The organism is Micromonospora sp. WMMD980 (assembly GCF_029626035.1).
Classification (GTDB): Bacteria; Actinomycetota; Actinomycetes; order Mycobacteriales; family Micromonosporaceae; genus Micromonospora.
Genome location: NZ_JARUBE010000003.1, coordinates 2,925,715 through 2,950,155, shown reverse-complemented (window position 1 = coordinate 2,950,155; position 24,441 = coordinate 2,925,715). Strand labels below are relative to the sequence as shown.

The window sequence follows — 24,441 nt, the reverse complement described above, 5'->3', positions numbered from 1 at the left end:
GACACCCGGTGACGATCTTGTTGCTCGGGTGTTACATCCGGTGGCGGTGTGAATCCGGGCAAACACATGTCTTGCTTACGATCTTAAATATGTGAATACTTTGGTCAGCCCGGACGGTTTCCCCAGGTCGACCGGGTTGTCCTCGGGCGTTCCCCCATGACAGCGCCCGTTCACCCCCATTCGGAGGTTGTTACATGCGACCCACGAGGTCCACGCTCCGTCGCGCCGCCGCCATCGCCGTCGCCGGCACCCTGGTCTCCGGTTCCCTGCTCGGCGCACCCGCCCAGGCGGCCCCGTCGCCCGCCTCACCCGACGCCGCCGCCGGCCTCGTCGCCAAGCTCGGCGACCGCGCGGCCGGCACGTACGCCGACGCCAGCGGCAAGATGGTCGTCACGGTGACCGACGCCGCGGCCGCCCGCCAGGTGCACGCCGCCGGCGCCGTTCCGAAGCTCGTCACCCGCGGCGCCAACCAGCTCAGGGCCGCCACCAGCGAGCTGGAGCGCTCCGCCAAGATTCCGGGCACCGCCTGGTGGACCGACGCGACGACCAACCAGGTCGTCGTCTCCGTCGACAGCACCGTCACCGGCGCCAAGCTGGAGCGCGTCAAGGCCGCGGCCGCCCGCACCGGTGGCGCGGTCCGCATCGAGGCCGAGGCCGGCACGCTGACCACCCGGATCTCCGGTGGCCAGGCCATCTACACCGGTGGCTACCGCTGCTCGCTCGGCTTCAACGTGCGCAGCGGCTCGACCTACTACTTCCTCACCGCCGGGCACTGCACCAACCTCGGCTCGACCTGGTACTCGAACTCCGGCCAGACCTCCGTGCTGGGCAGCCGGGCCGGCACCAGCTTCCCGGGCAACGACTACGGCATCGTGCGCTACACCAGCAGCGTGTCCCACCCCGGCAACGTCTACCTCTACAACGGCAGCTACCAGGACATCACCACCGCCGGCAACGCCTACGTCGGCCAGTCGGTCCGGCGTTCCGGCAGCACCACCGGCCTGCGCAGCGGCACCGTCTCGGCCACCAACGCGACGGTCAACTACGCCGAGGGCAGCGTCTCCGGCCTGATCCGCACCAACGTCTGCGCCGAGGGTGGCGACAGCGGCGGCTCGCTCTTCGCCGGCAGCACCGCGCTCGGCCTCACCTCCGGCGGCAGCGGCAACTGCTCCTCCGGGGGCACCACCTACTTCCAGCCCGTCACCGAGCCGCTCAGCGTCTACGGCGTGAGCGTCTACTGATCTGCACCCCACGAACGGGCCGCCGGGCGACCGGCGGCCCGTTCCGCGTGTACGGGCCGCCCGACGGGTACGCCTCGACGGGTGCCGGGGAGCCGACCGGCCCGCCCTGACAGAATGCTCCGGAGCAGTCGTGGACCAGATGAGGAGTCGCCAGCCGTGATCCGTACCCACAATGCCGGAAGCCTGCGCGCCGCGGACGCCGGCTCGACGGTGACGCTCGCCGGGTGGGTGGCCCGCCGGCGCGACCACGGCGGTGTCATCTTCGTCGACCTGCGCGACGCCTCCGGCGTCGTGCAGGTGGTCTTCCGCGAGGAGGACGCGCACGCGCTGCGCAACGAGTTCTGCGTCAAGGTCACCGGCGAGGTGACCCGCCGCCCCGGCGGCAACGAGAACCCCGAGCTGCCGACCGGCGAGGTCGAGGTGACCGCCGCCGCGCTGGAGGTGCTCTCCGAGGCCGCGCCGCTGCCGCTGCCGGTGGACGACCAGGTCGAGGCCGGCGACGACATCCGGCTCAAGTACCGCTACCTGGACCTGCGCCGGGGCGGCCCGGCGAAGGCGATGCGGCTGCGCTCGAAGGCCAACCAGCTCGCCCGCGCCGTGCTGCACGAGCGGGACTTCCTGGAGATCGAGACGCCGACGCTGACCCGCTCCACCCCGGAGGGCGCGCGCGACTTCCTGGTCCCGGTGCGTTTGCAGCCCGGCAGTTGGTACGCGCTGCCGCAGTCGCCGCAGCTGTTCAAGCAGCTTCTCATGGTCGGCGGGATGGAGCGCTACTACCAGATCGCCCGCTGCTACCGGGACGAGGACTTCCGCGCCGACCGGCAGCCGGAGTTCACCCAGCTCGACATCGAGATGTCGTTCGTCACCGAGGACGACGTGATCGACCTCGGCGAGGCGATCGTCGCGTCGCTCTGGAAGGACCTGGCCGGGCACGAGATCAGCCGGCCGATCCCGCGGATCACCTGGCACGACGCGATGGCCCGCTACGGCTCCGACAAGCCGGACCTGCGCTACGGCGTGGAGCTGACCGAGCTGACCGACTACCTGCGCGGGACCGCGTTCCGGGTGTTCGCCGGCGCGATCGACGCGGGCGGCTACGTCGGCGCGGTGGTCATTCCGGGCGGCGCGAGCCAGACCCGCAAGGAGTTGGACGGCTGGCAGGACTGGGCCAAGGCGCGCGGCGCGCGCGGCCTGGCGTACGTGGTGCTCGACGCGGAGACCGGCGAGGCGCGCGGGCCGGTGGCGAAGAACCTGTCCGAGGAGCACCTGGGCGGGCTGGCCGACGCGGTCGGCGCGAAGCCCGGCGACGCGGTCTTCTTCGCCGCGAGCACGAACACCCGGGAGGCGCAGGAGTTGCTCGGCGCGGCCCGGATCGAGATCGCCAAGCGGGCCGGGCTGGTCGACGAGAGCGCCTGGGCGTTCTGCTGGGTGGTCGACGCGCCGATGTTCGAGCGGACCGACGAGGGCGGCTGGACCGCCGTGCACCACCCGTTCACCTCGCCGAACGCGGAGTGGGTGGACCGGTTCGAGGAGGCGCCGGACCGGGCGCTGGCCTACGCGTACGACATTGTCTGCAACGGCAACGAGATCGGCGGCGGCTCGATCCGTATCCACCGGGGCGACGTGCAGCAGCGGGTGTTCGACCTGCTCGGCATCACCCCGGACGAGGCGCAGGACAAGTTCGGCTTCCTGCTGGAGGCGTTCAAGTACGGCGCCCCGCCGCACGGCGGCATCGCGTTCGGCTGGGACCGGGTGTGCATGCTGCTGGCCGGCGCGGACTCGATCCGCGAGGTGATCGCGTTCCCGAAGACGCGCGGCGGCTTCGACCCGCTGACCGGCGCGCCGACGCCGATCACCGGGCAGCAGCGCGCGGAGGCGGGCATCGACGCCAAGCCGAAGGCGCCGGCCGCGCCGCACGCCGGCACCGCCGGTCCGGCCGCGCCGGTGGCCGACCCGACCTGATCCTCGCGTCGCCGAAGGGCCCGCGTCATGATGACGCGGGCCTTTTCGATCATCAGGGGGGACGGAATGAACCTGCTCGTGGTGGGTGCCAGCGGTTTTCTCGGCGCGGAGGTGTGCCGGCAGGCGGTCGCCGCCGGGCACCGGGTGGTCGGCACCTACCACTCGGTCGCCGTCGCGGTGCCGGGCGTCGCGTCGCGCCGGCTCGACGTGACCGACCGCGCCGCCGTGCGCGCGCTGCTGACCGGGGTACGCCCCGACGCCGTGGTCAGCACCCCGTACCGCTTCGACGACTGGGCGGTCACCGCCGACGGGGCGGGCCACGTGGCGTCCGCCGCCGCCGGGGTGGGCGCGCGGCTGGTGCACCTGTCCAGCGACGCGGTGCACGCCGGGCGTCCCGAGCCGTACGCCGACGCCGAGGCGCCCACGCCGGTGTATCCGTACGGGGCGGCGAAGGCGGCGGCCGAGACGGCGGTGCGGGCGGTCGATCCGGCAGCCCTGCTGGTGCGGACCTCGCTGATCCTGGGGGAGGGCAGCAGGCAGATCCAGCGCTGCCGGGACGCGCTCGTCGGCCGGGCCACCTTGTTCAGTGACGAGATCCGCTGCCCGGTCGACGTCACCGACCTGGCCGCGGCGGTGCTGGAGCTGCTGCCGACCGACCTGGCCGGCCCGCTCAACGTGGCCGGTCCGGACGAGGCCAGCCGCGCCGACGTCGGGCGGCTGCTGGCCCGCCGGCTCGGCGTCGACCCGGCCGGGCTGCACACCACCACCACGGTCGCCGCGGGCCTGCACCGTCCCGTCGAGGTACGCCTCGACTCCGCCCGCGCGGCAAGCCTGCTCCGGACCCGCCTGCGCGGCGTCGCCGAACTGTTCGGCTGAGCCTCACCGGTTGCACAGTTTCTTTGCACGGGTCTTGTGCACAGCAACTGTGCACAGATATTGTGCATTGCATGGAGAGTGAACCGACCCGTCCCGAGCCGCGCCGCGTCCGCCTCGACCACCAGCAGGTGCGGGTGCTGGCGCATCCGCTGCGGATGCGCCTGGTCGGCGCGCTGCGGGTGAACGGGCCGTCCACCGCCACCCGGCTGGCCGAGCTGCTCGACACCAACACCGGCGCGACCAGCTACCACCTGCGCCAGCTCGCCGAGGTCGGCATGGTGGTCGAGGACCCCGACCTGGGCACCGGCCGGCAGCGCTACTGGCGCGCCGCGCACGAGGTCACCCAGTGGGAGGCCAGCGACTACGACGACGACCCGGACGCCCGTGCCGCCATCGAGTGGATCGAGGCGGACTACATCCGCTTCTTCAGCCACCACGCCGAACGGTGGGCGGCCCGGCGGCACGAGTGGTCTCCGGCCTGGCGCGACGCGTTCGGCATGGGCGACTTCTTCATGCGCATCCCGGCCACCCGCCTGGAGGCGATCAAGGCGGAGGTGTTCGCGCTCTTCGAACGCCACCGCGACGAGACCGACCCCGACGACCCCGACGGCGAGCTGGTGCAGCTCTACCTCGCCGCCTTCCCGCTGAGCCCGGTCCTGCCACCCGCCGAGGAGAAGCCGTGAGCGCCCTGTCCGTACGCCAGGTCCGGTTCCGTTACCTCACGCTCTACGGCCTGCGCTGGCTGCCCGGCGGCCTGCTGATGACCGTGATGATCCTGCTGCTGCAGGAGCGCGGGCTGTCGCTGTCGCAGATCGGCCTGGTCGCCACCGCGCAGGGCCTGGTGGTGCTGGCGCTGGAGCTGCCCACCGGCGGGCTCGCCGACGCGCTCGGCCGCAAGCCGGTGCTGCTGGTGGCCTGGGCGGTCGCGCTCGTCTCCCTGGCGCTGATGGCGGTGGCCGACTCGTTCTGGATGTTCTTCCTGGTCTGGGCGTTGCAGGGCGTCTACCGGGCGCTCGACAGCGGCCCGCTGGAGTCCTGGTACGTCGACGCCACCCTGGCGGCCGACCCGGACGCCGAGTACGAGCGGGGCCTGGGCTGGGCCGGCACCGTCGTCGGGGTCGCCATCGGCACCGGCGCGCTGCTCGGCGGCGGCCTGGTCGCGCTCGGCCCGGTCGGCCCGGTCAGCGCGCTGACCCTGCCGGTGCTCGTCGCCGCCGTGCTCCAGGGAGTCTCGATCGTGGCGCTGCTGCTGCTCATGACCGAGCAGCGGCCCGCCTCGGGCCCGGCCGCGCTGCGCGCCTCGGTGGTGGAGGCGCCCCGGATTGTCGGCCAGGCCGTCGGCCTGCTCCGCCGCAACCGGGTGCTGCTGGCGCTGGTCTCGGTCGAGCTGTTCTGGGGCTTCGGCATGGTCACCTTCGAGTCGCTGCTGCCGGTGCGACTCTCCGAGGTCGTCGGTGACGCCGACCGGGCGGCGACCCTGCTCGGCCCCGCCGGCACCGCCGCCTGGCTGGCCAACGCGGCCGGCGCCGCGCTGACGCCGTTCCTGCTGCGCCGGCTGGGCGCCGCGCCGGCCGCCGCGCTGATGCGGGTGCTCCAGGGCGTGACAGTGGTCGGCATGGGCCTGCTCGCCGGCCCGATCGGCGTGCTGATCGCCTACCTGGCCTGCTACGCCGTGCACGGCGCGTCGAACCCGCTGCACATGGGGCTGCTGCACCGGCAGGTCGACGGGCCGTACCGAACCAGCGTGCTGTCACTGAACTCGATGATGGGCCAGCCGGCCGGGGCGCTCGGCGCGGTGGTGCTGACCGCACTGGCGGACGCCACCAGCGTCGGCATCGCCATGCTGGTCGGCGCCGGGATGCTGGCCGTGGCCGCGCCGCTCTACCTGCCGGCCTGGCGCGCCAACCGGGCCGCGGCGCGGTCCGATGCGGCGCGGTCCGAAACCGACCCGGTCCTCGCGACCGGTCCCGACGGGAGCCTCACCGGCCCCGGCCCGGTGGCGGTCCCGGTGGCGGCGCGATCCGCCGGTGCCGGTGCGGCGGACCCGTCCACCTGATGGATGGCACGTCACCCGGCACCCGGGCGACAGGGTCGCCGGTGCCGACAAACGTGATGACGTGGGCGAGTCACGCCGGACACCGGGGCACGGGCCGCTGATCCACCCACGCCATCAAGTTCGTAGTGACCCGGACGCCTACCCGGCGACCTCCGTCGAGCGGCCGGCTTGCGCCACCCGCCGGGCCCCCGCCACGCCGCCAACCAGTGCCCGTCGCACGCCGCTGAGTCCCCAACCTCGGAGCCAGGAGCGGCCGGGCCTCCGGCGCGTGGCCGGGCGGCGCTCAGCCGAGGCGGACGGTGACTCGCGGCGCGGTGCCGGTGAAGCCGAGCCGGCGGTAGAGCCGGATCGCGCCGACGTTGACCGGGTAGACGCCCAGCGCCACGTGGTCGTACCGGGCGAACAGGGCACGGGTCATGCCGGCGGTCAGCGCGGCGCCCAGCCCTCTGCCGCGATGCCCCGGCGCTACGGCCAGCCCGGCCAGGAAGCCGATGTCCCCCCGGCTGCGGTCGGCGCCGCAGGCGGACCGACCGCGCCGCCGGCCGACCACTCACCCGGAGGGAGCAGCCAACCCACCGCACCGTCGCGCCGCCAGCCCCGCGCGACCTCGTCGTCGCGCCGGAGCGCGTGCCGGGCGTACGGGTGATGGCCGGCCGCCGCGAGCAACGCCTCCCGCCCGGTCAGCACCGGGTCGGCAGTGATCATGCCGCCAGCCTACGAGAGGACCAGTCATGACACCGATCCGCTCCGTCCGCCCGGTCCACCTGCCCGGGCCCCGGTGCGCACTGCGCGAATGGACCGCCGCGGACGCGCCCGTCCTGCACGCGTTCCTGACCGAGCCCGCCGTGGCCGACGGCTTGCTGGACGACGAGACGCCCACCCCGGAGGCGGTCCGCGCCGCGTTGGCGGCGTGGCGGGAGGCGGCCGCCGCAGAGCCGCGTCCGGAGTACCGGCTGGCCGCGGTCGACGGCGACCGGCTGGTCGGCCTCGGCGGGCTCGCCGTGACCTCGGTCGAGCACCGGCGCGGTGAGATCGGCTATGCCGTGCGGACCGCGAGCTGGGGTGCCGGCCTCGGCACGGAGATCACCCGGCTGCTCCTAGATCTCGCGTTCACGCAGGTGGGGCTGCACCGGGTGGAGGCCACCACGCGACCCGACAACGTCGCCTCCCGCCGGGTGTTGGAAAAGGCCGGGTTGCGACCGGAGGGGGTGAGCCGGGACCACCTGCTGGTCCGCGGCGTCTGGCGGGACTCGGCCCGGTACGCGATTCTCGCCGCCGACCGGTTCCACGGTGGAGATTGACGAACAGACCGATCGGGTACATCCGTCGCCGACCTACTGGGAACCCCCACCGGAGGAACGACATGCTCGCCATTCTCGCGGCCATCGTGTTCGGCTTCGCGCTGCTGCTCGACTTCATGAACACCGACCTCGGCGCCCCGGATCTGTTCAGCACCTCGACCCTCATGCTGATCGGCTTCCTGCTGCTCTCGCTCTACCTCGCCGGGGTCGGCTCCGGCCCGCGCGGCGGCGGTGGCGGCCGCTGGTACCGGGGCCGCCGTCCGGGCCGCGGCTGACCGGAAACGACCACCCGGGTCGGGTCGGCGGCGTGATTCCGGCGCCGCCGGTCCGGCCCGGTACTGTTCTCGTGATGGAATCCGACGCCCTCTTCACCCTCGGCGAGCCCGCCGGCGCGCCCGCGGCCTCCGGCGGCGTCGACGGGTTCACCGCCGCTCGGGCGGATTCGCCGCTTCCGGTCCGGATGCGTCCGGCCGGCATCGACGAGCTGGTCGGGCAGGACCATCTGCTCGCCCCCGGCGCGCCGCTGCGCCAGCTGGTCGAGGGCGCGACGCCGATGTCGGTCATCCTCTGGGGGCCACCCGGCAGCGGCAAGACCACCATCGCCCACCTGGTGGCACGCGCCACCGACCGGCGCTTCGTGGCGATGTCCGCGCTGACCGCCGGGGTGAAGGACGTCCGGGCCGTCATCGAGACCGCGCGGCGGCAGCGCCGCTCCGGTGGCCCGCCGACCGTGCTCTTCATCGACGAGGTGCACCGGTTCAGCAAGACCCAGCAGGACTCCCTGCTCGCCGCCGTCGAGGACCGCACGGTGACCCTGCTCGCGGCGACCACGGAGAACCCCTACTTCTCGGTCATCTCGCCGCTGCTGTCCCGCTGCGTGCTGCTGACCCTCCAGGCACTCGGCGACGACGCCGTACGCGGGCTGCTCCGCCGCGCGGTGGCCGACGAGCGAGGGCTCGGCGGCACGCTGCTCCTCGCCGAGGAGGCGGAGGACCATCTGGTCCGGCTCGCCGGCGGCGACGTCCGTAAGGCGCTCACCGCGCTGGAGGCGGCGGCGGCCACCGCGACCGCCACGGGCGCCGACCGCATCGACCTGGCCGTCGCCGAGCAGGCGGTCGACGTGGCGGCCGTGCGCTACGACCGCGACGGCGACGCGCACTACGACGTCACCAGCGCCTTCATCAAGAGCATGCGTGGTTCGGACGTGGACGCCGCGCTGCACTGGCTGGCCCGGATGCTGGTGGCCGGCGAGGACGCCCGGTTCATCGCCCGCCGGATGGTGATCTTCGCCAGCGAGGACGTCGGCATGGCCGATCCGACCGCGCTGACCGTGGCCACCGCCGCGGCGCACGCGGTGGAATACGTGGGCCTGCCCGAGGCGCAGCTCAACCTGGCCCAGGCGGCCATCCATCTCGCCACCGCCCCGAAGTCGAACTCGGCCACCAGCGCCATCGGCGCGGCCGTCGCCGACGTACGCGCCGGTCGCGGCGGCCCGGTGCCGCGCGGGCTGCGCGACGCCCACTACGCCGGGGCACGTGGGCTCGGGCACGGGGCGGGCTACCGCTACCCGCACGACGACCACCGGGGGGTGGTCACCCAGCAGTACGCTCCGGACGATCTCGTCGGGACGGACTACTACCGGCCCAGCGGGCACGGCGCGGAGCGGGCGGTGGCCACCCGGTTGCCGGTGCTGCGCCGGATCGTGCGGGGGCTGCCGGCACCGGTGACGCGGGGGGAGGCCGGCGCGCCGGCAGCCGCGAACGGGGTCCGGGTGGGCGGCACCGAGCAGGTCGGCGGGGCGAGCGAGGGCGGCGGCGACGCCACCGAGGGGGGTCAGTAGTGATGGCGCGTGGTCCGGAGCGGCCGGCGGACGGCCCCGACGAGCGGCGCGATCCGAAGGCCAGGGGCCGCCGGTGGGGACGCGGCCGGGCCGAGGCCGAGCCGGAGCAGGCGCCGGCCGGCGAGGAGTTCGGCTGGATCGACGACCTGCGTACGGCCAAGCAACAGCGTGGCGGGCTCGGCCCGGAGGGGCCCGGGCCGGCCGCCGACGCGCCGGGCGCTCCGGCACCGCGACCCGGGGGCGCCTTCCCGCCCGGCCCGGCCCGGTCCGGCGCCGCTCCGTCGGGTCCGCCCGGCCCGGGTGCGCCACCGGTCGCTGGTGGGCCGACCCTGCCGCCGGACCGTCCCGGGCCGCGCACCGCGGCTCCTGGCGGGCCCGTGCCGGGTGCGGCCCGGCCGGGCGCGCAGCCGCCCGCCGGCGGCCGGCCGGGGCCGCAGCTCCCGACGACGTCGGGGCCGGGCGTCCCGCCGCCGGCCCCCGGGCGACCCGGACCACACTCTCCGACGACGGCGGGACCGGGCGCGCAGGCCCCGGGCCCCGGGCGTCCCGGACCGCAGTCCCCGGGAGCGGACCGGCCGGGGACGCCGCACTCGGCGACCGGCCGCTCCGGTCCGCCGCCGGCCGCCGGTCCGGCCGGTGCCGCACCGCAGGCTCCGGGCCGGCCGCACCCCGGGACCGCCGGTCGCCCCGGCGCGGCGATGCCACCGGTGAGCGCCCGCCCCGGCGTGGCGCCGCCCCCGGGTCCCGGTCGGCCCGGCGCCGAGATTCCGCCGGTGCCCGGTCGGCCACCCGGCGCCGAGATGCCGCCCGGTGGCCGACCGGACCACCGTGCGGCGGGTGCCCGGCGGGCTCCGGACGGGCCTGCGTCCGCGGTGCCACTCGCCCGGCCGGCCGGTCCGGACGGCGGCCCGCGCCGTCCCGTCGACGGGCCCTGGCCGGGCCTGGCCGAGCCGCCCCGGCCGGCTGGGCTGCCGCCCACGGACGGCCCGACCGGCCAGCAACCTCCGCTTCCGGGCCGCCCGGGCGGTTTCCGGGGCACGTCGCCGGCCGGTCCGGGAGCCGGACGACGCGGGCCCGACCGTGGGCCGGTGGAACCGGGCGGGGGCCGAGCGCCGTCCGGTGACCGCGACGACGCCCCGGTGGCGACCCCGCCCACCCCGCGCGGCCGGCACGGCGCGGAGACGCCCGAGGTCCACCCGGGGGGGGCCGGTCCGGCGGGTCGACCCACCACCGCCGGACGCCGCGCGCTGTCCGACGACTCCGGTGTCGGCCGGCGGGCCCGGCCCGACGACGACATGTCCGGCGTACGGCCGGTGTCCGGCGGCGGGCGGCGGACCCGCCCCGACGACGTGCCGACCGCCGGTGGCCACCGCTCCGCGCCCGGCGGTGTCGACGCCGCCGGACGAACCGCCCCCGGCACCGGCCGACGAGCCGCCCCGGAGCCGGACCGGCCGGCGGCCGTGCCGCGCAGCGGGAACGCCCCCGGCCTGCCCGGCGCGGCCGCGCCCGTCTCCGGCGGCCCGGTGGACGCGGCGGGCCCGCCTCCCTCCCGCCGCGAGTCCGGACGTGGCCGCCGCGCCGCGTCCGGCGACGGCGACCCCGGCGCCGACCCGGCCCGCACCCGGCGCCGGGCCGCCGACGACGCCGGCGAACCACGCCCGCAACGGCCGGAACGCCCCGCGGACTGGCTGCGGCAGGCCGGTCGCACGCCGCACACGGACCCCGCCATGCCGGCCGCCCGTCGGCCGGCCGGTCCGCCGGTGGACGAGCCGGCCGCCCGTCCCGCCGGTCACGGCCCGGCTGGCCGGGCCGGCGCGGCGGTGCCCCCGGTCCGTCCCGACCAGCCCGAACCGGGCAACCGTGCCGAGCCGCCCGGAGTAGCGGTCCCACCGGCCCGGAGCGCGCAGTCGGGTCCGCCCCGGGGCGCGGTGCGCCCGGGCGGGGCGCCGGCCGGCGTGGACCGCGCCGGTGGTGGCCCGGTCCGCCGCGGCGGACCGCCGGACGGTGACCGCACCGGCGCCGGTCCGGCCCGCGGCGGTGTGCCGTCCGCGGGTCCGGGCACGTCGGGCCCGCACGGCGACCCCGAGCGCAGTGGTGGCATCCCGGTCGGTGGCGGCCGTCCCGCCGACGATCCGACGCCGTCCGGTGGCCGTCCACCCGGCGTCGGGCGCGGCGCGCCTGGTCCGGCGAGCGCGCCGGTGCCGCGCGGTGCGTCCGCCGGGCCGGTACCGCACGGTGACGGCGCCGGGCCGGTGCCGCGTGGCGCGTCCAGCGGGCCGGTGGCGGCCCGGGCGGCGGGTGTGGCGCGTCCGGCAGTCCCAAAGGAGCAGACGAGCGGACGGGGCGTCACGACCACTCCGGATCCGGCCCGACCCGCTGCCACGGGTGCCGGCGCGCGGGCGGCCGCGGTCGTACCGCCGGCGGGAGAGCCCGCGGGGGCGCGACCCGGTGCGGGCGACGGAGCGGCACCGCGACCGGCCGGCCCCGACTCCGGCGACGCCGGCTCGGAGAGCGGCGGCCCGGGTGGCGCCCGCTCCGACCTGCGACGGCAGCTGCGCGAGCGGCGCCGGCTGCGGATGGCCGTGCTCGCCCTGGTCAGCCTCGTGCTGCTCGGGGCGGTGCCGCTCTACTTCGGGATGCGGACGCTCAGCCGTGACCCGGTCTTCGACACCCTCGACGCGCTCGACGTGCCGTCCTGGGCGGCGACGAAGACCGTCGACAACGTCAGCGGCAGCCGCTGGTGCCTGCAGGACTGCCGGCTGCGGGAGCGCGCGGTCGAGTCGGAGCAGGGCTGGAAGCAGACCGTCACCGTCTACGAGCAGGCGCTGGCCAAGGACGGCTGGCGCCGCTGGAAGGTGGACCGCTGCCCGGAGGAGAAGGTCGAGGGCAGCTACACCTGCTGGCGTCGGGACGAGCTGACGCTCGACCTGTGGGTCCGCGACCCCACCTGCACGCCGCCGCCGGTGGACGGGGAGCCGGCGCCGTCCGCGCCGCCGGCGACCGCAGCGGGGGAGTGCGCCGGCTCGTTGGTGTCGGTGAAGGTGCGCAACGCGATCGACGACGAGCGCACCGGTCCCACACCGACCACCGATCCGTCACTCACCGGTGAGGATCCCTACCCGACCCTGACCGACGACCCGCTCGGTGAGCCGACCACCTCACCGTCGTGAGCCGACTTCCATCACGGACGGTAGGGTCTGGGGCTGGCGCGCCCGCCCGAACCCGGTGACCGGGTCGAGATGGGGCGCGGCGGGCAGGTACGGTCGCGCGTCCCGGGGCGTCGGTCCCGGAACACTTGTTGAGGAGGACATGCGTGAGTTTTGGAGAGGTCGCGGCGCTCGTCGCGGCGATCGCGTTCGCGATGCTCGTGTTGATCCTGACGCTGCCGATCCTGCGGCTCCGGCACACCGTCGACGCCGCAACCCGCATGATCAACGACCTCAACGACCGCACCGGGCCGTTGCTCGGTGACGTGAACACCACGGTGAAGAACGTCAACACCGCGCTGGAGCAGGCGCAGACGTCGCTGGACGGGGTGAACCTCCAGCTCGCCAAGGTGGACACCATGACCAGCCACGCGCAGAACGTCACCGCGAACGTGGCGAACCTGGCCACCGTGGTCTCCGCCGCCGCCGCGAACCCGCTGGTGAAGGTGGCCGCGTTCGGCTACGGCGTGCGCAAGGCCGCCTCCGCCCGCCGGCACGCCGAGACCGAGCGCGAGGTCCGCGACACCATCAAGCAGCAGCGTCGGGCCGCCAAGCGCGGCAACCGCTGACCCGACCGGCGTACGCGGGAAGGATGAGAGCATGAGGCGGTTGTTCTGGCTGGGCATCGGCTTGGCCGTGGGCGTCCTGGTGGTCCGCAAGGCCACCCGGACCGCGCAGGCGTACACCCCGGCGGGCATCGCCAGCGGGCTGTCCGAGTCCGCCGGTGGGCTGGTCGAGTCGGTGCGCGCGTTCGTCGACGACGTCCGGGTCGGCATGGCCGAACGCGAGCAGGAGATCCACGAGGCCTTCGCCCGCGGCGAGGCGTACCAGGACGAGTTCGCCGAGCTGCGGGAGGACCCGCGCATCGGCGACCGAGAGATTTTCCCGGAGGAGCACCAGCGATGAAGACGGCGGAGATCAAGCGGCGGTTCCTCGCCCACTTCGAGGCGAACGGCCACGTCGTGGTGCCGTCCGCTCCGCTGCCCGCCATCAGCGACCCGAACCTGCTGTTCATCAACGCGGGCATGGTGCAGTTCGTGCCCTACTTCCTGGGCCAGCAGACCCCGCCGTTCGCGCGGGCGACGAGCGTGCAGAAGTGCATCCGCACGCCGGACATCGACGAGGTCGGCAAGACCAGCCGGCACGGCACGTTCTTCCAGATGAACGGCAACTTCTCCTTCGGTGACTACTTCAAGTCCGGGGCGATCCCGCTCGCCTGGGACCTGGCCACCAAGTCGGTCGAGGCGGGCGGCTTCGGGCTGGACCCGGAGCGGATCTGGGCGACGGTCTACCTCGACGACGACGAGGCGTACGACATGTGGCGCGCCACCGGGGTGCCGGCGGAGCGGATCGTGCGCCGGGGCAAGGCCGACAACTTCTGGTCGATGGGCATCCCCGGCCCGTGCGGCCCGTGCTCGGAGCTCTACTACGACCGCGGCCCGGAGTACGGCCGCGAGGGCGGTCCGGAGGTCGACGAGGACCGCTACCTGGAGTTCTGGAACCTCGTCTTCATGCAGTTCGAGCGCGGCCCGGGCGTCGGCAAGGAGGACTTCCCGATCCTCGGCGACCTGCCGGCGAAGAACATCGACACCGGCATGGGCCTGGAGCGGATGGCCTCGCTGCTGCAGGGCGTGGACAACCTCTACGAGATCGACGAGGTCAAGCCGATCCTGGACCGGGCGGCCGAGCTGACCGGGAAGCGGTACGGCGCGCACTCGGGTCACGCGGCCAACCAGTCGCACCCGGACGACGTGCGGCTGCGGGTGGTCGCCGACCACGTGCGTACCGCGTTGATGCTGATCGGTGACGGGGTGACCCCGTCGAACGAGGGCCGGGGCTACGTGCTGCGGCGGATCATGCGCCGGGCGATCCGGGCGGTGCGGCTGCTGGGCTACCAGGATCGGGCGCTGCCGGAGTTGCTGCCGGTGGCGCGGGACTGCATGGCGCCGTCGTACCCGGAGCTGGCCGAGGAGTTCGGCCGGATCTCGCAGTACGCGTACGCCGAGGAGGACGCGTTCCTCGCCACGCTGCGTGCCGGGACCACGATCCTGGACACCGCGATCGCGGAGACGAAGTCGGTCGGGAAGCCGGCGCTCTCGGGTGACAAGGCGTTCCAGTTGCACGACACGTACGGCTTCCCGATCGACCTGACCCTGGAGATCGCGGCCGAGCAGGGCCTGCAGGTCGACGCGGAGGGCTTCCGCCGGCTGATGGCCGACCAGCGCGGCCGGGCCAAGGCCGACGCGCAGGCCCGCAAGACCGGGCACACCGACGTGTCGGCGTACCGGTCGGTGCTCGACGGCGGCGGGCCGGTGGAGTTCACCGGCTACACCGAGCTGAACCGGGAGTCCCGGGTGCGCGCGCTGCTGGCCGGCGGCGCGCAGGTCGGCGCGGCGGCCGAGGGCGACACCATCGAGCTGGTGCTCGACACCACCCCGTTCTACGCCGAGGGCGGCGGCCAGCAGCCCGACCAGGGGCTCATCACGGTCGGCGGCGGCCAGGTCGAGGTCTTCGACGTGCAGCAGCCGGTGCCCGGCCTGATCGTGCACCGGGCCCGGGTGGTGCGCGGCGAGGTCCGCGCCGGGGAGACCGGGTACGCGGAGATCGACGTCTCCCGCCGCCGGGCGATCTCGCGGTCGCACACCGCGACGCACCTGGTGCACCAGACGATGCGCAACTTCCTCGGCGAGTCGGCGACCCAGGCGGGTTCGCTGAACGCGCCGGGCCGGCTGCGGTTCGACTTCAACACCCCGACCGGGGTGGCGCCGAGCGTGCTGCACGACGTGGAGCAGCAGGTCAACGAGGTGCTCCTGGCCGACCTGGAGGTGCACGCGTTCGTCACCAGCCAGGAGGAGGCCCGCCGGATCGGGGCGATGGCGCTGTTCGGCGAGAAGTACGGCGAGCGGGTGCGGGTGGTCGAGGTCGGCGACTACGCCCGGGAGCTGTGCGGCGGCACGCACGTGGCCCGCTCGGCCCAGCTCGGCCTGGTCAAGATCCTCTCCGAGGCGTCGGTGGGTTCCGGGGTACGCCGGATCGAGGCGCTGGTCGGCATGGACGCGTTCGGCTTCCTGGCCCGTGAGCACCTGCTGGTGTCCCGGTTGGCCGAGATGTTCCGGGTGCCGGGCGAGCAGGTCGCCGACCGGGTGGAGCAGACCGTCACCCAGTTGCGCGACGCGGAGAAGGAGCTGGAGAAGCTCCGCGCCCAGCTCGTGCTCGGCGGGGCCGGCGCGCTCGCGGCGCAGGCGAGGGACGTGCGCGGGGTCGCGTACGTCGGCACCGAGGCGCCGGAGGGCGCGGCGGCCAACGACGTGCGGACGCTCGCCCAGGAGATCCGGGGCCGGATCGACGCGGCCCGCCCGGCGGTGGTCGCGGTGGCCGCCCGGGCCAACGGCAAGGCGTCGCTCGTGGTGGCCGTCAACCAGGCCGCCCGGGGGCGGGGCCTGAGCGCCAAGGACCTGGTGAAGGCGGCGTTCTCCGGTCGGGGCGGCGGCAGCGACGACCTGGCCCAGGGTGGCGGCCTGCCCGCCGCGGAGGCGTCGAACCTGCTGGTCACCGTGGAGAGGGCGGTCGCGGACGCGGCCTGACCGATCGATGCCAGGGCGGACCGCGCGGTCCGCCCTGGCCCATACCTGCTGAAGGAGTGTCCGGGAGATGGCTGAGCTGCCCGTCGGCGTGCGGCTGGGCGTGGACGTCGGGCAGGTTCGGGTGGGTGTGTCCCGTTCCGATCCGCACGGCATCCTGGCCACTCCGCTGGTCACCCTGGCCCGGGACCTGACCGCCGAGCCGGACGCGGTGCCCGCCGACATGGCCGCGCTGGTCCGGTTGGCGGCCGAGCACGAGGCGGTCGGGATCGTCGTCGGGCTGCCGGTCAACCTGGCCGGAAAGCATGGGCCGGCGGCGGCGAACGTATCGGCATATGCCACCCGTTTGGCCGATGTAGTGGGGCCGATTCCGGTGACGCTGACGGACGAGAGGATGTCTACCGTCGTCGCGAGTCGTAGGCTGGCCGAACGGGGCGTCCGGGGAAAACGCCAACGAGCGGTGGTCGACCAGGCCGCCGCGGTGGAGATTCTGCAGAGCTGGCTGGACGCACAGCGGAGGCGGACGCATGATCGACGATCTTGACCTGGGGTTCGACGAGCAGGAGAGGGGGGAGAAGGGCCGACACCGGCGCGGCGCCGTGCTGCGCCGGCAGGGCAGGTCCGGCGGCGGCGGCCGAGGAAAGACGGTCTTCGCTCTCCTGATGGCGCTCGTCCTGCTGGGCGGCATCGGCGGCGGCGCGTACGTCGGTTTCGACCGGATTCGTAACTACCTGGTGACGCCCGACTACGACGGCCCGGGCACCGGCGAGGCGCTGGTCGAGGTGAAGACCGGCGAGTCACTCACCGACATCGGCAACACGCTCTACGACGCCGGCGTGGTGAAGAGCACCAAGGCCTTCATCGAGGCGGCGGACGCGAACCCGCTCAGCAAGAACATCCAGGTGGGCCGCTACAAGGTCCGCAAGGAGATGAAGGCCGCGGACGCGATCACGCTGATGCTCGACCCGAAGAGCCGGGTGGTCAACGGCGTGACGATCCCCGAGGGGACCATCACGCTGAACGTCTACCAGATCCTCTCGAAGCAGACCAAGATCCCGGTCAAGGAGTTCCAGGCCGCGGCGAAGGACCCGGTCAAGCTGGGTGTGCCGGCATTCTGGTTCACGCGTGGGGACGGCAAGAAGGGCCCGAAGAGTCTGGAGGGCTTCCTCTACCCGTCGACCTACGAGATCCCGCCGAAGGCCACCGCCGAGCAGATCCTGTCGCTGATGGTGGATCAGTTCCTGACCGTGACCAAGCAGCTCGACTTCGTCGACCGGGCGAAGAACGACCGCAAGATCTCCCCGTACGAGGCGTTGATCACCGCCTCGATCGCCGAGGCGGAGTCGGTCAACGCGGTCGACCTGCCGAAGGTCTCCCGGGTGATCTACAACCGGGTCTACGGCGGCAAGATCGGCTGCAACTGCCTCGGCATCGACAGCGGCATCAACTACTACCTGCGGTTGCAGGGCAAGGACCCGAAGGACTCGGACGATCTGCTGCAGAGCGAGATCAACGACCTGAAGAACCCGTACAACACGCACAACGTGGCGGGCCTGCCGCCCACCCCGATCAGCAACCCCGGCGAGGCCGCCCTCAAGGGCGCGCTGGAGCCGCCGCCCGGTGACTGGATCTTCTTCATGACGGTGGACCAGAAGGGGACCATGGGCTACGGCTCCAACGACGCCGACTTCCGCAAGCTGCAGCGGCAGATGTGCGACAACAAGGTGCTCACCGGGGAGAACTGCACCTGATGCGGGCCGCCGTGGTCGGCCGGCCGATCGCCCACTCGCTCTCCCCGGCGATCCACTCCGCCGGTTACGCGGCGGCCGGGCTGGCCGGCTGGTCGTACACCCGGATCGAGGCCGGCGCGGACGAGCTGCCCGGCGTGGTCGCCGGCCTCGGCCCGGAGTGGGCCGGGCTGTCGGTGACCATGCCCGGCAAGGAGGCGGCGCTCGCGCTGGCCGACGAGGTCTCGCCGGTCGCCGCCGCGGTCGGCGCCGCCAACACGCTGGTACGCCGACCCGACGGCACCTGGTACGCGGACAACACCGACGTCGTCGGCATGGTCGAGGTGCTCGCCGGCGCCGGCTGCGTATCCGGGGCGGTGGTGACCGTGCTCGGCGCCGGCGGCACCGCCCGGGCGGCGGTCGCGGCGGCGGCCCGGGTCGGTGCGGCCGAGGTGACGGTGGTGGCCCGCCGGCCCGAGGCGGTCGACGAGCTGCGTCCGGTGGCGGCCGCGGTCGGCGTGCCGCTGGCCGCCGCCGAGTGGGACGGCGCGCCCGCGCACGCCCGCGCCGACCTGGTGATCTCGACGGTGCCGAAGGGTGTCGCCGACCCGCTCGCGGAGAACTTCGACTGGCGGCCGGAGACGGTGTTCTTCGACGCGCTCTACGACCCGTGGCCGACGCCGCTCGCCGCCGGGGCGCTGGCCGCCGGCTGCCGGGTGATCTCCGGCCTGGACCTGTTGCTGGCCCAGGCGGCCGGCCAGTTCGAGCAGTTCACCGGCGTCCGCGCCCCGCGCGCCGCGATGCGCGCCGCGCTGGACCGGTAAGGAAGGGCCCCTTCTTAACGCCTCCGGTAGAGGAGGGGGCCCCGCCTAACACCTCGCGGGCGAGTGGGGCGGGACGGCTGCCGGAGGGCGGACGCTTCCGTCCGCAGGGCGGGACGCCGTCGCCACCGCGTCGCGCTGGTCGGTGGGCGTGACAGACTGTCCGCTGTGTTGCGCTGGCTGACTGCAGGTGAATCGCACGGACCCGCCCTCGTCGCGATGCTGGAGGGGGTGCCCGCCGGGATCGAGGTGACCACCGCCGAGATCGGTGGCGAGCTGGCCCGCCGCCGGCTCGGCTACGGCCGGGGCGCCCGGATGGCGTTCGAGCAGGACGAGATCGAGATCATCGGCGGGCTCCGGCACGGCGTGACGCTGGGTAGCCCGGTGGCGATCCGGGTCGGCAACTCCGAGTGGCCGAAGTGGCGCACCGTGATGGCCGCCGACCCGGTCGACGCCGAAGAACTGGCCGGGCAGGCCCGCAACGCGCCGCTCACCCGCCCCCGGCCGGGTCACGCCGACCTGGCCGGCATGCAGAAGTACGGGCACACCGACGCCCGGCCGATCCTGGAGCGGGCCAGCGCCCGGGAGACCGCCGCCCGGGTGGCCGTGGGCACGGTCGCCAAGGCCCTGGTCCGACAGGCGCTCGACATCGAGATCGTCTCGCACGTGGTGGAGCTGGGTCCGGTCGCCGCCAAGCCGGGGCTGCGGCCCACCCCCGAGGACGCGCCGCGCATCGACGCCGACCCGCTGCGCTGCCTCGACCCGGAGGCCAGCGCCCGGATGGTCGCCGAGGTCGACGCCGCGAAGAAGGCCGCCGACACGCTCGGCGGCGTGGTCGAGGTGCTGGCGTACGGGGTGCCGCCGGGCCTGGGCAGCCACGTGCAGTGGGACCGCAAGCTCGACGCCCGCCTCGCGACCGCGCTGATGTCGATCCAGGCGATCAAGGGCGTGGAGATCGGCGCCGGCTGGCAGCAGGCGCGCTCGCGTGGCTCCGAGGCGCACGACGAGATCATCCCCACCGCCACCGGCGTGCGCCGGGTGACCGACCGCGCCGGTGGCCTGGAGGGCGGCATCACCACCGGCGAGCCGCTGCGGGTGCGGGCGGCGATGAAGCCGATCTCGTCGCTGAACCGGGCGCTCGCGACGATCGACGTCACCACCGGCGAGCCGGCCACCGCGATCAACCAGCGCTCCGACGTCTGCGCGGTGCCGGCCGCGGCCGTGGTGGCCGAGGCCATGGTGGCGCTGGTGCTGGCCGAGGCGGCGGTGGAGAAGCTCGGCGGCGACTCGGTCGCCGAGATGCGCCGCAACCTCGCCGGCTACCTCGACAACCTGGTGATCTCGTGAGCGCGAGGAACGCAGCGCAGCGGAGTCCCGCAGCCGCGAACGGAAGGTCGGCACGGTGAGCACCCGGCCGGTCTGCGTGCTGGTCGGGGCGCCCGGCTCCGGCAAGACCACGGTGGGGACCGCGCTCGCCGGTGCGCTCGGCGTCGACTTCCGGGACACCGACGCCGATATCGAGCGTCTCGCCGGCAATCCGATCCCGGAGATCTTCGTCGACGAGGGCGAGGACCACTTCCGTACGCTGGAGCGGGCCGCGGTGGCGGCGGCGCTGGCCTCGCACGCCGGGGTGCTCGCGCTCGGCGGCGGCGCGGTGCTCGCCGAGGAGAACCGGGCCGCGTTGATCGGCCACACCGTGGTGCACCTGTCGGTGGAGCTGCCGGACGCGATCCGGCGGGTCGGGCTGGGCGCCGGCCGGCCGCTGCTGGCGCTGAACCCCCGGGCCACCCTGAAACACCTGCTGGACCAGCGCCGCCCGCTCTACGCCGAGGTGGCCACCGCGACCGTGGTGACCGACGGCCGCGACCCGCAGGAACTGGCCACCGAGATCGCCGCCCTGCTCAAGCCCTGACCGGCGTGCGTCCGGCGGCCGGGCGGCGGGCCGGGCGCTCCGGTCGCCAGGTGGCGAGCAGCGCGAGCGCGAGGGCGATCTCGGCCACGTCGCCGAGGTAGTACATCAGAGTGGCGCCGGCCCGCAGCTCGGCACCGGTGGCCGGCACGTCGACCAGCGCGCCGGCGTAGAGCAGTTGGGCGATGGTGGCGTGCGCGGCCACCCCGGCGCCGAGCACCACCAGCCGCACCGGCACCCGCGGGCGGTGCGGGCCGGGGTCGGGCCCGGCGATCGACCAGGCGAACAGGCAGCCGCCGAGCAGGAAGTGGGCCTGCACCACGGTGTGCAGCGCCGGACTGTCGAGCGTCGCCCGGTAGAGCGGGGTCAGGTACAGCAGCCACAGGCCGCCCGCGGTGAGCAGCAGACCGGTCGCCGGGTGCCCGAGGACCCGCGGGACCGGGTGCCGTAACAGGTGGACCAGCCGGCGTCCGGTACGGCGATCCAGCGTGCGCAACAGCAGCGTGACCGGCGCACCGAGGACCAGCGCCAGCGGCGCCAGCATGCCGATCAGCAGGTGCTGCCACATGTGCCCGACGAAGTCGCCGGCCGGCCGGAGCAGGCCCACGGTCACCAGGAGCGCGCCGAGGCCGAAGCTCGCGGTCCGGCGGTGCGTCCAGCCCGGCCCGCCGGGGTCGCGCAGCCGCAGCGCGGCGGCCAGGTAGGCCCAGAACACGACCGCCGGCAGCAGCGCGGTCGCCGGGAAGCCGCCCGCGTGCCCGGCGTGACTCACCGCGGCTCCGGCGCGCAGAGGTCGAGTTCGGCGGCCCGCCGTTGGATCGCCCAGCCGGCGACGACCAGGGCCACGCCGAGGGCGAGGAAGCCGAGGTCCCACCAGGTCTGGTGCGGACCGGAGCGGACGTGGTGGATGCCGAGCAGGTGGTGGTCGACGATGCCCTCCACCAGGTTGAACAGGCCCCAGCCGACCAGCACCCAGCCCCAGAGCATCGGCGAGCGCCAGAGCCGGCCCCGGGAGCGGGTCACCCGGGAGTAGAGCAGGGCCAGCCCGGTCAGCACCGCCACCCAGGTGACCACGTGGAAGAGGCCGTCCCACAGCGTGTTCATCTGCAGGCCGGGCACGGTGTCGACCGGGTAGTCCCGGATCCCCACGTGGTCGGTGGCGGTGCTGCTGAGCATGTGGTGCCACTGGAAGACCTGGTGCAGGAAGATGCCGTCGACGAAGCCACCGAGGCCGACGCCGAGGATCGTGGCGGGAAGGCGGATGCTCATCCCGCCGCCCTACCCGGGGCGCGGCCGGACAAACACCCCACGCAGTGGACTAGGCTGCCGGCGATGGACGAGGTGACCCGGATCCCGGTCGGCGGCGAACGGCCGTACGACGTGCTCGTGGGACGTGACCTGCTCGACCCGCCGCCCGGGCTGCTGCCCGAGGCCGAGCGGGTGGCCTACCTGTACGCCGCGCCGCTGAAGGCCCTGGCCGAGCGGCTCGCCGAGCGGGTGCGCGCCGGGGGCGTGACGCCGCTGCTGGTGGAGGTGCCGGACGCGGAGGCGGGCAAGCACGTCGACGTGGCCGCCGCGTGCTGGGACCGGCTGGGCGACGCCGGCTTCACCCGTACCGACGTGGTGGTCGGCGTGGGTGGTGGCGCGGTCACCGACCTGGCCGGTTTCGTCGCCGCGACCTGGCTGCGCGGGGTGCGCTGGGTGCCGGTGGCGACCTCGCTGCTCGGCATGGTCGACGCCGCCGTCGGCGGCAAGACCGGGATCAACACGGCCGCCGGCAAGAACCTGGTCGGCGCGTTCCACCCGCCGGTGGGCGTCTACTGCGACCTGGCGACGCTGGACGGCCTGTCGTCGGCCGATCTGGCTGCCGGCCTGGCCGAGGTGGTCAAGTGCGGCTTCATCGCCGACCCGGTGATCCTCGACCTGGTCGAGCGGGATCCGGCGGCCGCGCTGGACCCGACCGGGCCGGTGATCCGGGAGCTGGTCGAGCGGGCGGTCCGGGTGAAGGCGGACGTGGTCGGCGGTGACCTGCGCGAGTCCGGGGTGCGCGAGGTGCTCAACTACGGCCACACGCTCGCGCACGCGATCGAGAAGGTGGAGGGCTACCGCTGGCGGCACGGCCACGCGGTGGCGGTCGGGCTGGTCTACGCCGCCGCGCTGGCCCGGCTCGCCGGCCGGCTCGACGACGCCACCGCGCGGCGGCACCGCGACGTGCTGGCCGCGCTCGACCTGCCCACCGGTTACCGGGCGGACGCCTGGCCGGAGCTGCTCGCCGCGATGCGGGTGGACAAGAAGGTCCGGGGGAGCCGGCTGCGGTTCGTGGTGCTGGACGACCTCGCCCGCCCGGCGATGCTGGAGGGGCCGCCGGACGAGCTGCTGGCCGAGGCGTACCGGGAGGTCGGCGCGTGAGGGTGTACGTGCTCAACGGGCCGAACCTGGGCCGGCTCGGCACCCGGCAGGTCGACGTCTACGGCGTCACCAGCTACGCCGAGCTGGTGACGGACTGCGAGCGGACCGGGCGCGAGCTGGGGCTGGACGTGGTGGTCCGGCAGACCGACGCCGAGCACGAGATGCTGGGCTGGCTGCACCAGGCGGCGGACGAGGCGGCGGCGGTGGTGCTCAACCCGGCCGCCTGGTCGCACTACTCGATCGCGGTGCGGGACGCCTGCGCCATGCTCCGCGCCCCGCTGATCGAGGTGCACATCTCCAACATCCACGCCCGGGAGGAGTTCCGGCACCGTTCGGTGGTCTCCGCGGTGGCCACCGGGGTGATCTGCGGGCTGGGCGTGGACGGCTACCGGCTGGCGCTGCACCACCTGGCGCAGCCCGGGAGTCCGATTCGACACGGCGAGTAGACTCGACAGGTCTGTCCGCCAATTGATGATCAAGGCAGGAAATGGCCTCCACCAACGACCTGAAGAACGGCCTGGTACTCAACCTGGACGGCGAGCTGTGGGCCGTCGTCGAGTTCCAGCACGTCAAGCCCGGTAAGGGTGGTGCGTTCGTGCGTACCACGCTGAAGAACGTGCTGTCCGGCAAGGTGGTCGACAAGACCTTCAACGCGGGCACCAAGGTCGAGACCGCGACCGTGGACAAGCGCACCATGCAATACCTGTACGCCGACGGCGAGGACTACGTCTTCATGGATCTGGAGACGTTCGACCAGATCACCGTGCTCGGCGGCACCGTCGGCGAGGCCGCCAACTACCTCCTGCCGGAGGCCGAGGCGACCGTCGCCACCCACGAGGGCGTGCCGCTCTACATCGAGCTGCCGACCTCGGTCGTGCTGGAGGTCACCTACACCGAGCCGGGCCTGCAGGGCGACCGGTCGACCGGTGGCAACAAGCCGGCCACCGTCGAGACCGGCGCCACCGTGCAGGTGCCGCTGTTCATCACCACCGGTGAGAAGATCAAGGTCGACACCCGCGACGGCCGTTACCTCGGCCGAGCCTGATGGCCGAGGGTCCGAAGCAGCAGATGCCGGCGCGCCGCAAGGCGCGCAAGCGGGCGCTGGACGTGCTCTTCGAGGCCGACCTGCGGGACCGCCCGCCGGTCGAGGTGCTCGCCGGCTACCTGGAGCGGATCGAGCAGCCCCGACCCGACCACCTCGGCTACGCCGTCGGGCTGGTCGAGGGCGTCGCGGCGCACCTGGACCGGATCGACGAGACGATCGCCAGCTACGCCGAGGGGTGGACGCTCGACCGGATGCCGGTGGTCGACCGCAACCTGGCCCGGATCGCCGTGTACGAGCTGCTCTACGTCGACGAGATCGACGACGCGGTGGCGATCAGCGAGGCCGTCGAGCTGGCTCGGCAGATGTCGACCGACGACTCGCCCCGCTTCCTCAACGGCATTCTCGGCCGGATCGCCGAGTACGCCAGCCGCTGAGACCCGCAGGCAGGAACGACGAAGGGCCCGCGC

Annotated in this window: 25 protein-coding genes; 21 read left to right on the top strand and 4 right to left on the bottom strand. The window is 74.3% G+C overall.

The genetic code is table 11. From position 1 onward, the window contains the following. Positions 1-194 precede the first annotated feature (194 nt). From O7618_RS13625 to O7618_RS13605, 5 genes are all read left to right on the top strand, one after another. Positions 195-1,241 (top strand): S1 family peptidase, encoded by a 1,047-nt coding sequence (locus tag O7618_RS13625; protein WP_278106452.1) that lies wholly within the window; start codon positions 195-197, stop codon positions 1,239-1,241. 156 nt (positions 1,242-1,397) lie between these two features. After that, entirely contained in the window at positions 1,398-3,203 is a 1,806-nt protein-coding gene (gene aspS / locus O7618_RS13620) for an aspartate--tRNA ligase (protein WP_278106451.1), read from the top strand. Positions 3,204-3,269: 66 nt separating this feature from the next. Continuing rightward, a complete protein-coding gene (locus tag O7618_RS13615; RefSeq protein WP_278106450.1) occupies positions 3,270-4,079 on the top strand; it encodes a sugar nucleotide-binding protein in 810 nt (269 codons plus the stop codon). A gap of 71 nt (positions 4,080-4,150) precedes the next feature. After that, the gene (locus tag O7618_RS13610) at positions 4,151-4,762 is read left to right on the top strand and encodes a helix-turn-helix domain-containing protein (RefSeq protein ID WP_278106449.1); all 612 of its coding nucleotides are present in this window, start codon (positions 4,151-4,153) and stop codon (positions 4,760-4,762) included. Then, positions 4,759-6,135 carry an MFS transporter gene (locus O7618_RS13605; RefSeq protein WP_278106448.1) on the top strand — a complete coding sequence of 459 codons (1,377 nt, stop codon included), beginning with the start codon at positions 4,759-4,761 and terminating at the stop codon, positions 6,133-6,135. Before O7618_RS13610 ends, O7618_RS13605 begins: the two co-directional genes overlap by 4 nt. 283 nt (positions 6,136-6,418) lie before the next feature. Here O7618_RS13605 and O7618_RS13600 read toward each other — a convergent pair whose 3' ends face one another. After that, entirely contained in the window at positions 6,419-6,685 is a 267-nt protein-coding gene (locus O7618_RS13600) for a GNAT family N-acetyltransferase (RefSeq protein ID WP_278106447.1), read from the bottom strand. Beyond that, a complete protein-coding gene (locus O7618_RS13595; RefSeq protein ID WP_278110246.1) occupies positions 6,601-6,840 on the bottom strand; it encodes a hypothetical protein in 240 nt (79 codons plus the stop codon). Before O7618_RS13595 ends, O7618_RS13600 begins: the two co-directional genes overlap by 85 nt. Positions 6,841-6,866: 26 nt before the next feature. Here O7618_RS13595 and O7618_RS13590 point away from each other — a divergent pair, with 26 nt between their 5' ends. The 12 genes from O7618_RS13590 to O7618_RS13535 all read left to right on the top strand — a co-directional run bounded on the left by O7618_RS13590 (position 6,867) and on the right by O7618_RS13535 (position 20,523). After that, on the top strand, positions 6,867-7,436 hold the full coding sequence (locus tag O7618_RS13590; RefSeq protein WP_278106446.1) for a GNAT family protein: 570 nt from the start codon (positions 6,867-6,869) through the stop codon (positions 7,434-7,436). 62 nt (positions 7,437-7,498) lie between these two features. Then, a complete protein-coding gene (locus O7618_RS13585; protein WP_018785054.1) occupies positions 7,499-7,711 on the top strand; it encodes a hypothetical protein in 213 nt (70 codons plus the stop codon). A 74-nt stretch (positions 7,712-7,785) separates the two neighbouring features. Next, positions 7,786-9,276: a replication-associated recombination protein A gene (locus O7618_RS13580; protein ID WP_278106444.1), complete on the top strand. Its 1,491-nt coding sequence runs from the start codon at positions 7,786-7,788 to the stop codon at positions 9,274-9,276. Positions 9,277-11,816: 2,540 nt separating this feature from the next. Next, a complete protein-coding gene (locus O7618_RS32245; RefSeq protein WP_347405418.1) occupies positions 11,817-12,446 on the top strand; it encodes a hypothetical protein in 630 nt (209 codons plus the stop codon). Between the two features lie 143 nt (positions 12,447-12,589). Further along, positions 12,590-13,051 carry a DUF948 domain-containing protein gene (locus O7618_RS13570; protein ID WP_278106442.1) on the top strand — a complete coding sequence of 154 codons (462 nt, stop codon included), beginning with the start codon at positions 12,590-12,592 and terminating at the stop codon, positions 13,049-13,051. A 31-nt stretch (positions 13,052-13,082) separates the two neighbouring features. After that, entirely contained in the window at positions 13,083-13,388 is a 306-nt protein-coding gene (locus tag O7618_RS13565) for a DUF6167 family protein (RefSeq protein WP_278106441.1), read from the top strand. Further along, entirely contained in the window at positions 13,385-16,066 is a 2,682-nt protein-coding gene (alaS, locus tag O7618_RS13560; RefSeq protein WP_278106440.1) for an alanine--tRNA ligase, read from the top strand. Before O7618_RS13565 ends, alaS begins: the two co-directional genes overlap by 4 nt. A gap of 67 nt (positions 16,067-16,133) precedes the next feature. Beyond that, on the top strand, positions 16,134-16,607 hold the full coding sequence (gene ruvX / locus O7618_RS13555) for a Holliday junction resolvase RuvX (RefSeq protein ID WP_278106439.1): 474 nt from the start codon (positions 16,134-16,136) through the stop codon (positions 16,605-16,607). Further along, a complete protein-coding gene (gene mltG, locus O7618_RS13550) occupies positions 16,591-17,814 on the top strand; it encodes an endolytic transglycosylase MltG (protein ID WP_278106438.1) in 1,224 nt (407 codons plus the stop codon). The genes ruvX and mltG overlap by 17 nt, the downstream gene beginning before the upstream one ends. Next, positions 17,814-18,614, top strand: coding sequence for a shikimate dehydrogenase (locus O7618_RS13545; RefSeq protein ID WP_278106437.1), 801 nt, complete (start codon positions 17,814-17,816; stop codon positions 18,612-18,614). The genes mltG and O7618_RS13545 overlap by 1 nt, the downstream gene beginning before the upstream one ends. Positions 18,615-18,779: 165 nt before the next feature. Then, on the top strand, positions 18,780-19,958 hold the full coding sequence (gene aroC / locus O7618_RS13540; RefSeq protein ID WP_278106435.1) for a chorismate synthase: 1,179 nt from the start codon (positions 18,780-18,782) through the stop codon (positions 19,956-19,958). Positions 19,959-20,013: 55 nt separating this feature from the next. Beyond that, positions 20,014-20,523: a shikimate kinase gene (locus O7618_RS13535; protein ID WP_278106434.1), complete on the top strand. Its 510-nt coding sequence runs from the start codon at positions 20,014-20,016 to the stop codon at positions 20,521-20,523. Here O7618_RS13535 and O7618_RS13530 read toward each other — a convergent pair. Next, positions 20,513-21,292, bottom strand: coding sequence for a cytochrome c oxidase assembly protein (locus O7618_RS13530; protein ID WP_278106433.1), 780 nt, complete (start codon positions 21,290-21,292; stop codon positions 20,513-20,515). The genes O7618_RS13535 and O7618_RS13530 overlap by 11 nt on opposite strands. Beyond that, on the bottom strand, positions 21,289-21,789 hold the full coding sequence (locus tag O7618_RS13525) for a DUF2243 domain-containing protein (protein ID WP_278106432.1): 501 nt from the start codon (positions 21,787-21,789) through the stop codon (positions 21,289-21,291). Before O7618_RS13525 ends, O7618_RS13530 begins: the two co-directional genes overlap by 4 nt. Positions 21,790-21,852: 63 nt before the next feature. Between O7618_RS13525 and aroB the strand changes: the two genes are divergently transcribed. The 4 genes from aroB to nusB are packed head-to-tail and all read left to right on the top strand — an operon-like array spanning position 21,853 to position 24,408. Next, positions 21,853-22,929, top strand: a complete 1,077-nt coding sequence (gene aroB / locus O7618_RS13520) for a 3-dehydroquinate synthase (RefSeq protein ID WP_278106431.1) — start codon at positions 21,853-21,855, stop codon at positions 22,927-22,929. Beyond that, a complete protein-coding gene (aroQ, locus tag O7618_RS13515; RefSeq protein WP_278106430.1) occupies positions 22,926-23,375 on the top strand; it encodes a type II 3-dehydroquinate dehydratase in 450 nt (149 codons plus the stop codon). The genes aroB and aroQ overlap by 4 nt, the downstream gene beginning before the upstream one ends. A gap of 41 nt (positions 23,376-23,416) precedes the next feature. Continuing rightward, a complete protein-coding gene (gene efp, locus O7618_RS13510) occupies positions 23,417-23,974 on the top strand; it encodes an elongation factor P (protein ID WP_091067144.1) in 558 nt (185 codons plus the stop codon). A gap of 23 nt (positions 23,975-23,997) precedes the next feature. Next, positions 23,998-24,408: a transcription antitermination factor NusB gene (nusB, locus tag O7618_RS13505; protein ID WP_174534511.1), complete on the top strand. Its 411-nt coding sequence runs from the start codon at positions 23,998-24,000 to the stop codon at positions 24,406-24,408. Positions 24,409-24,441 lie beyond the last annotated feature (33 nt).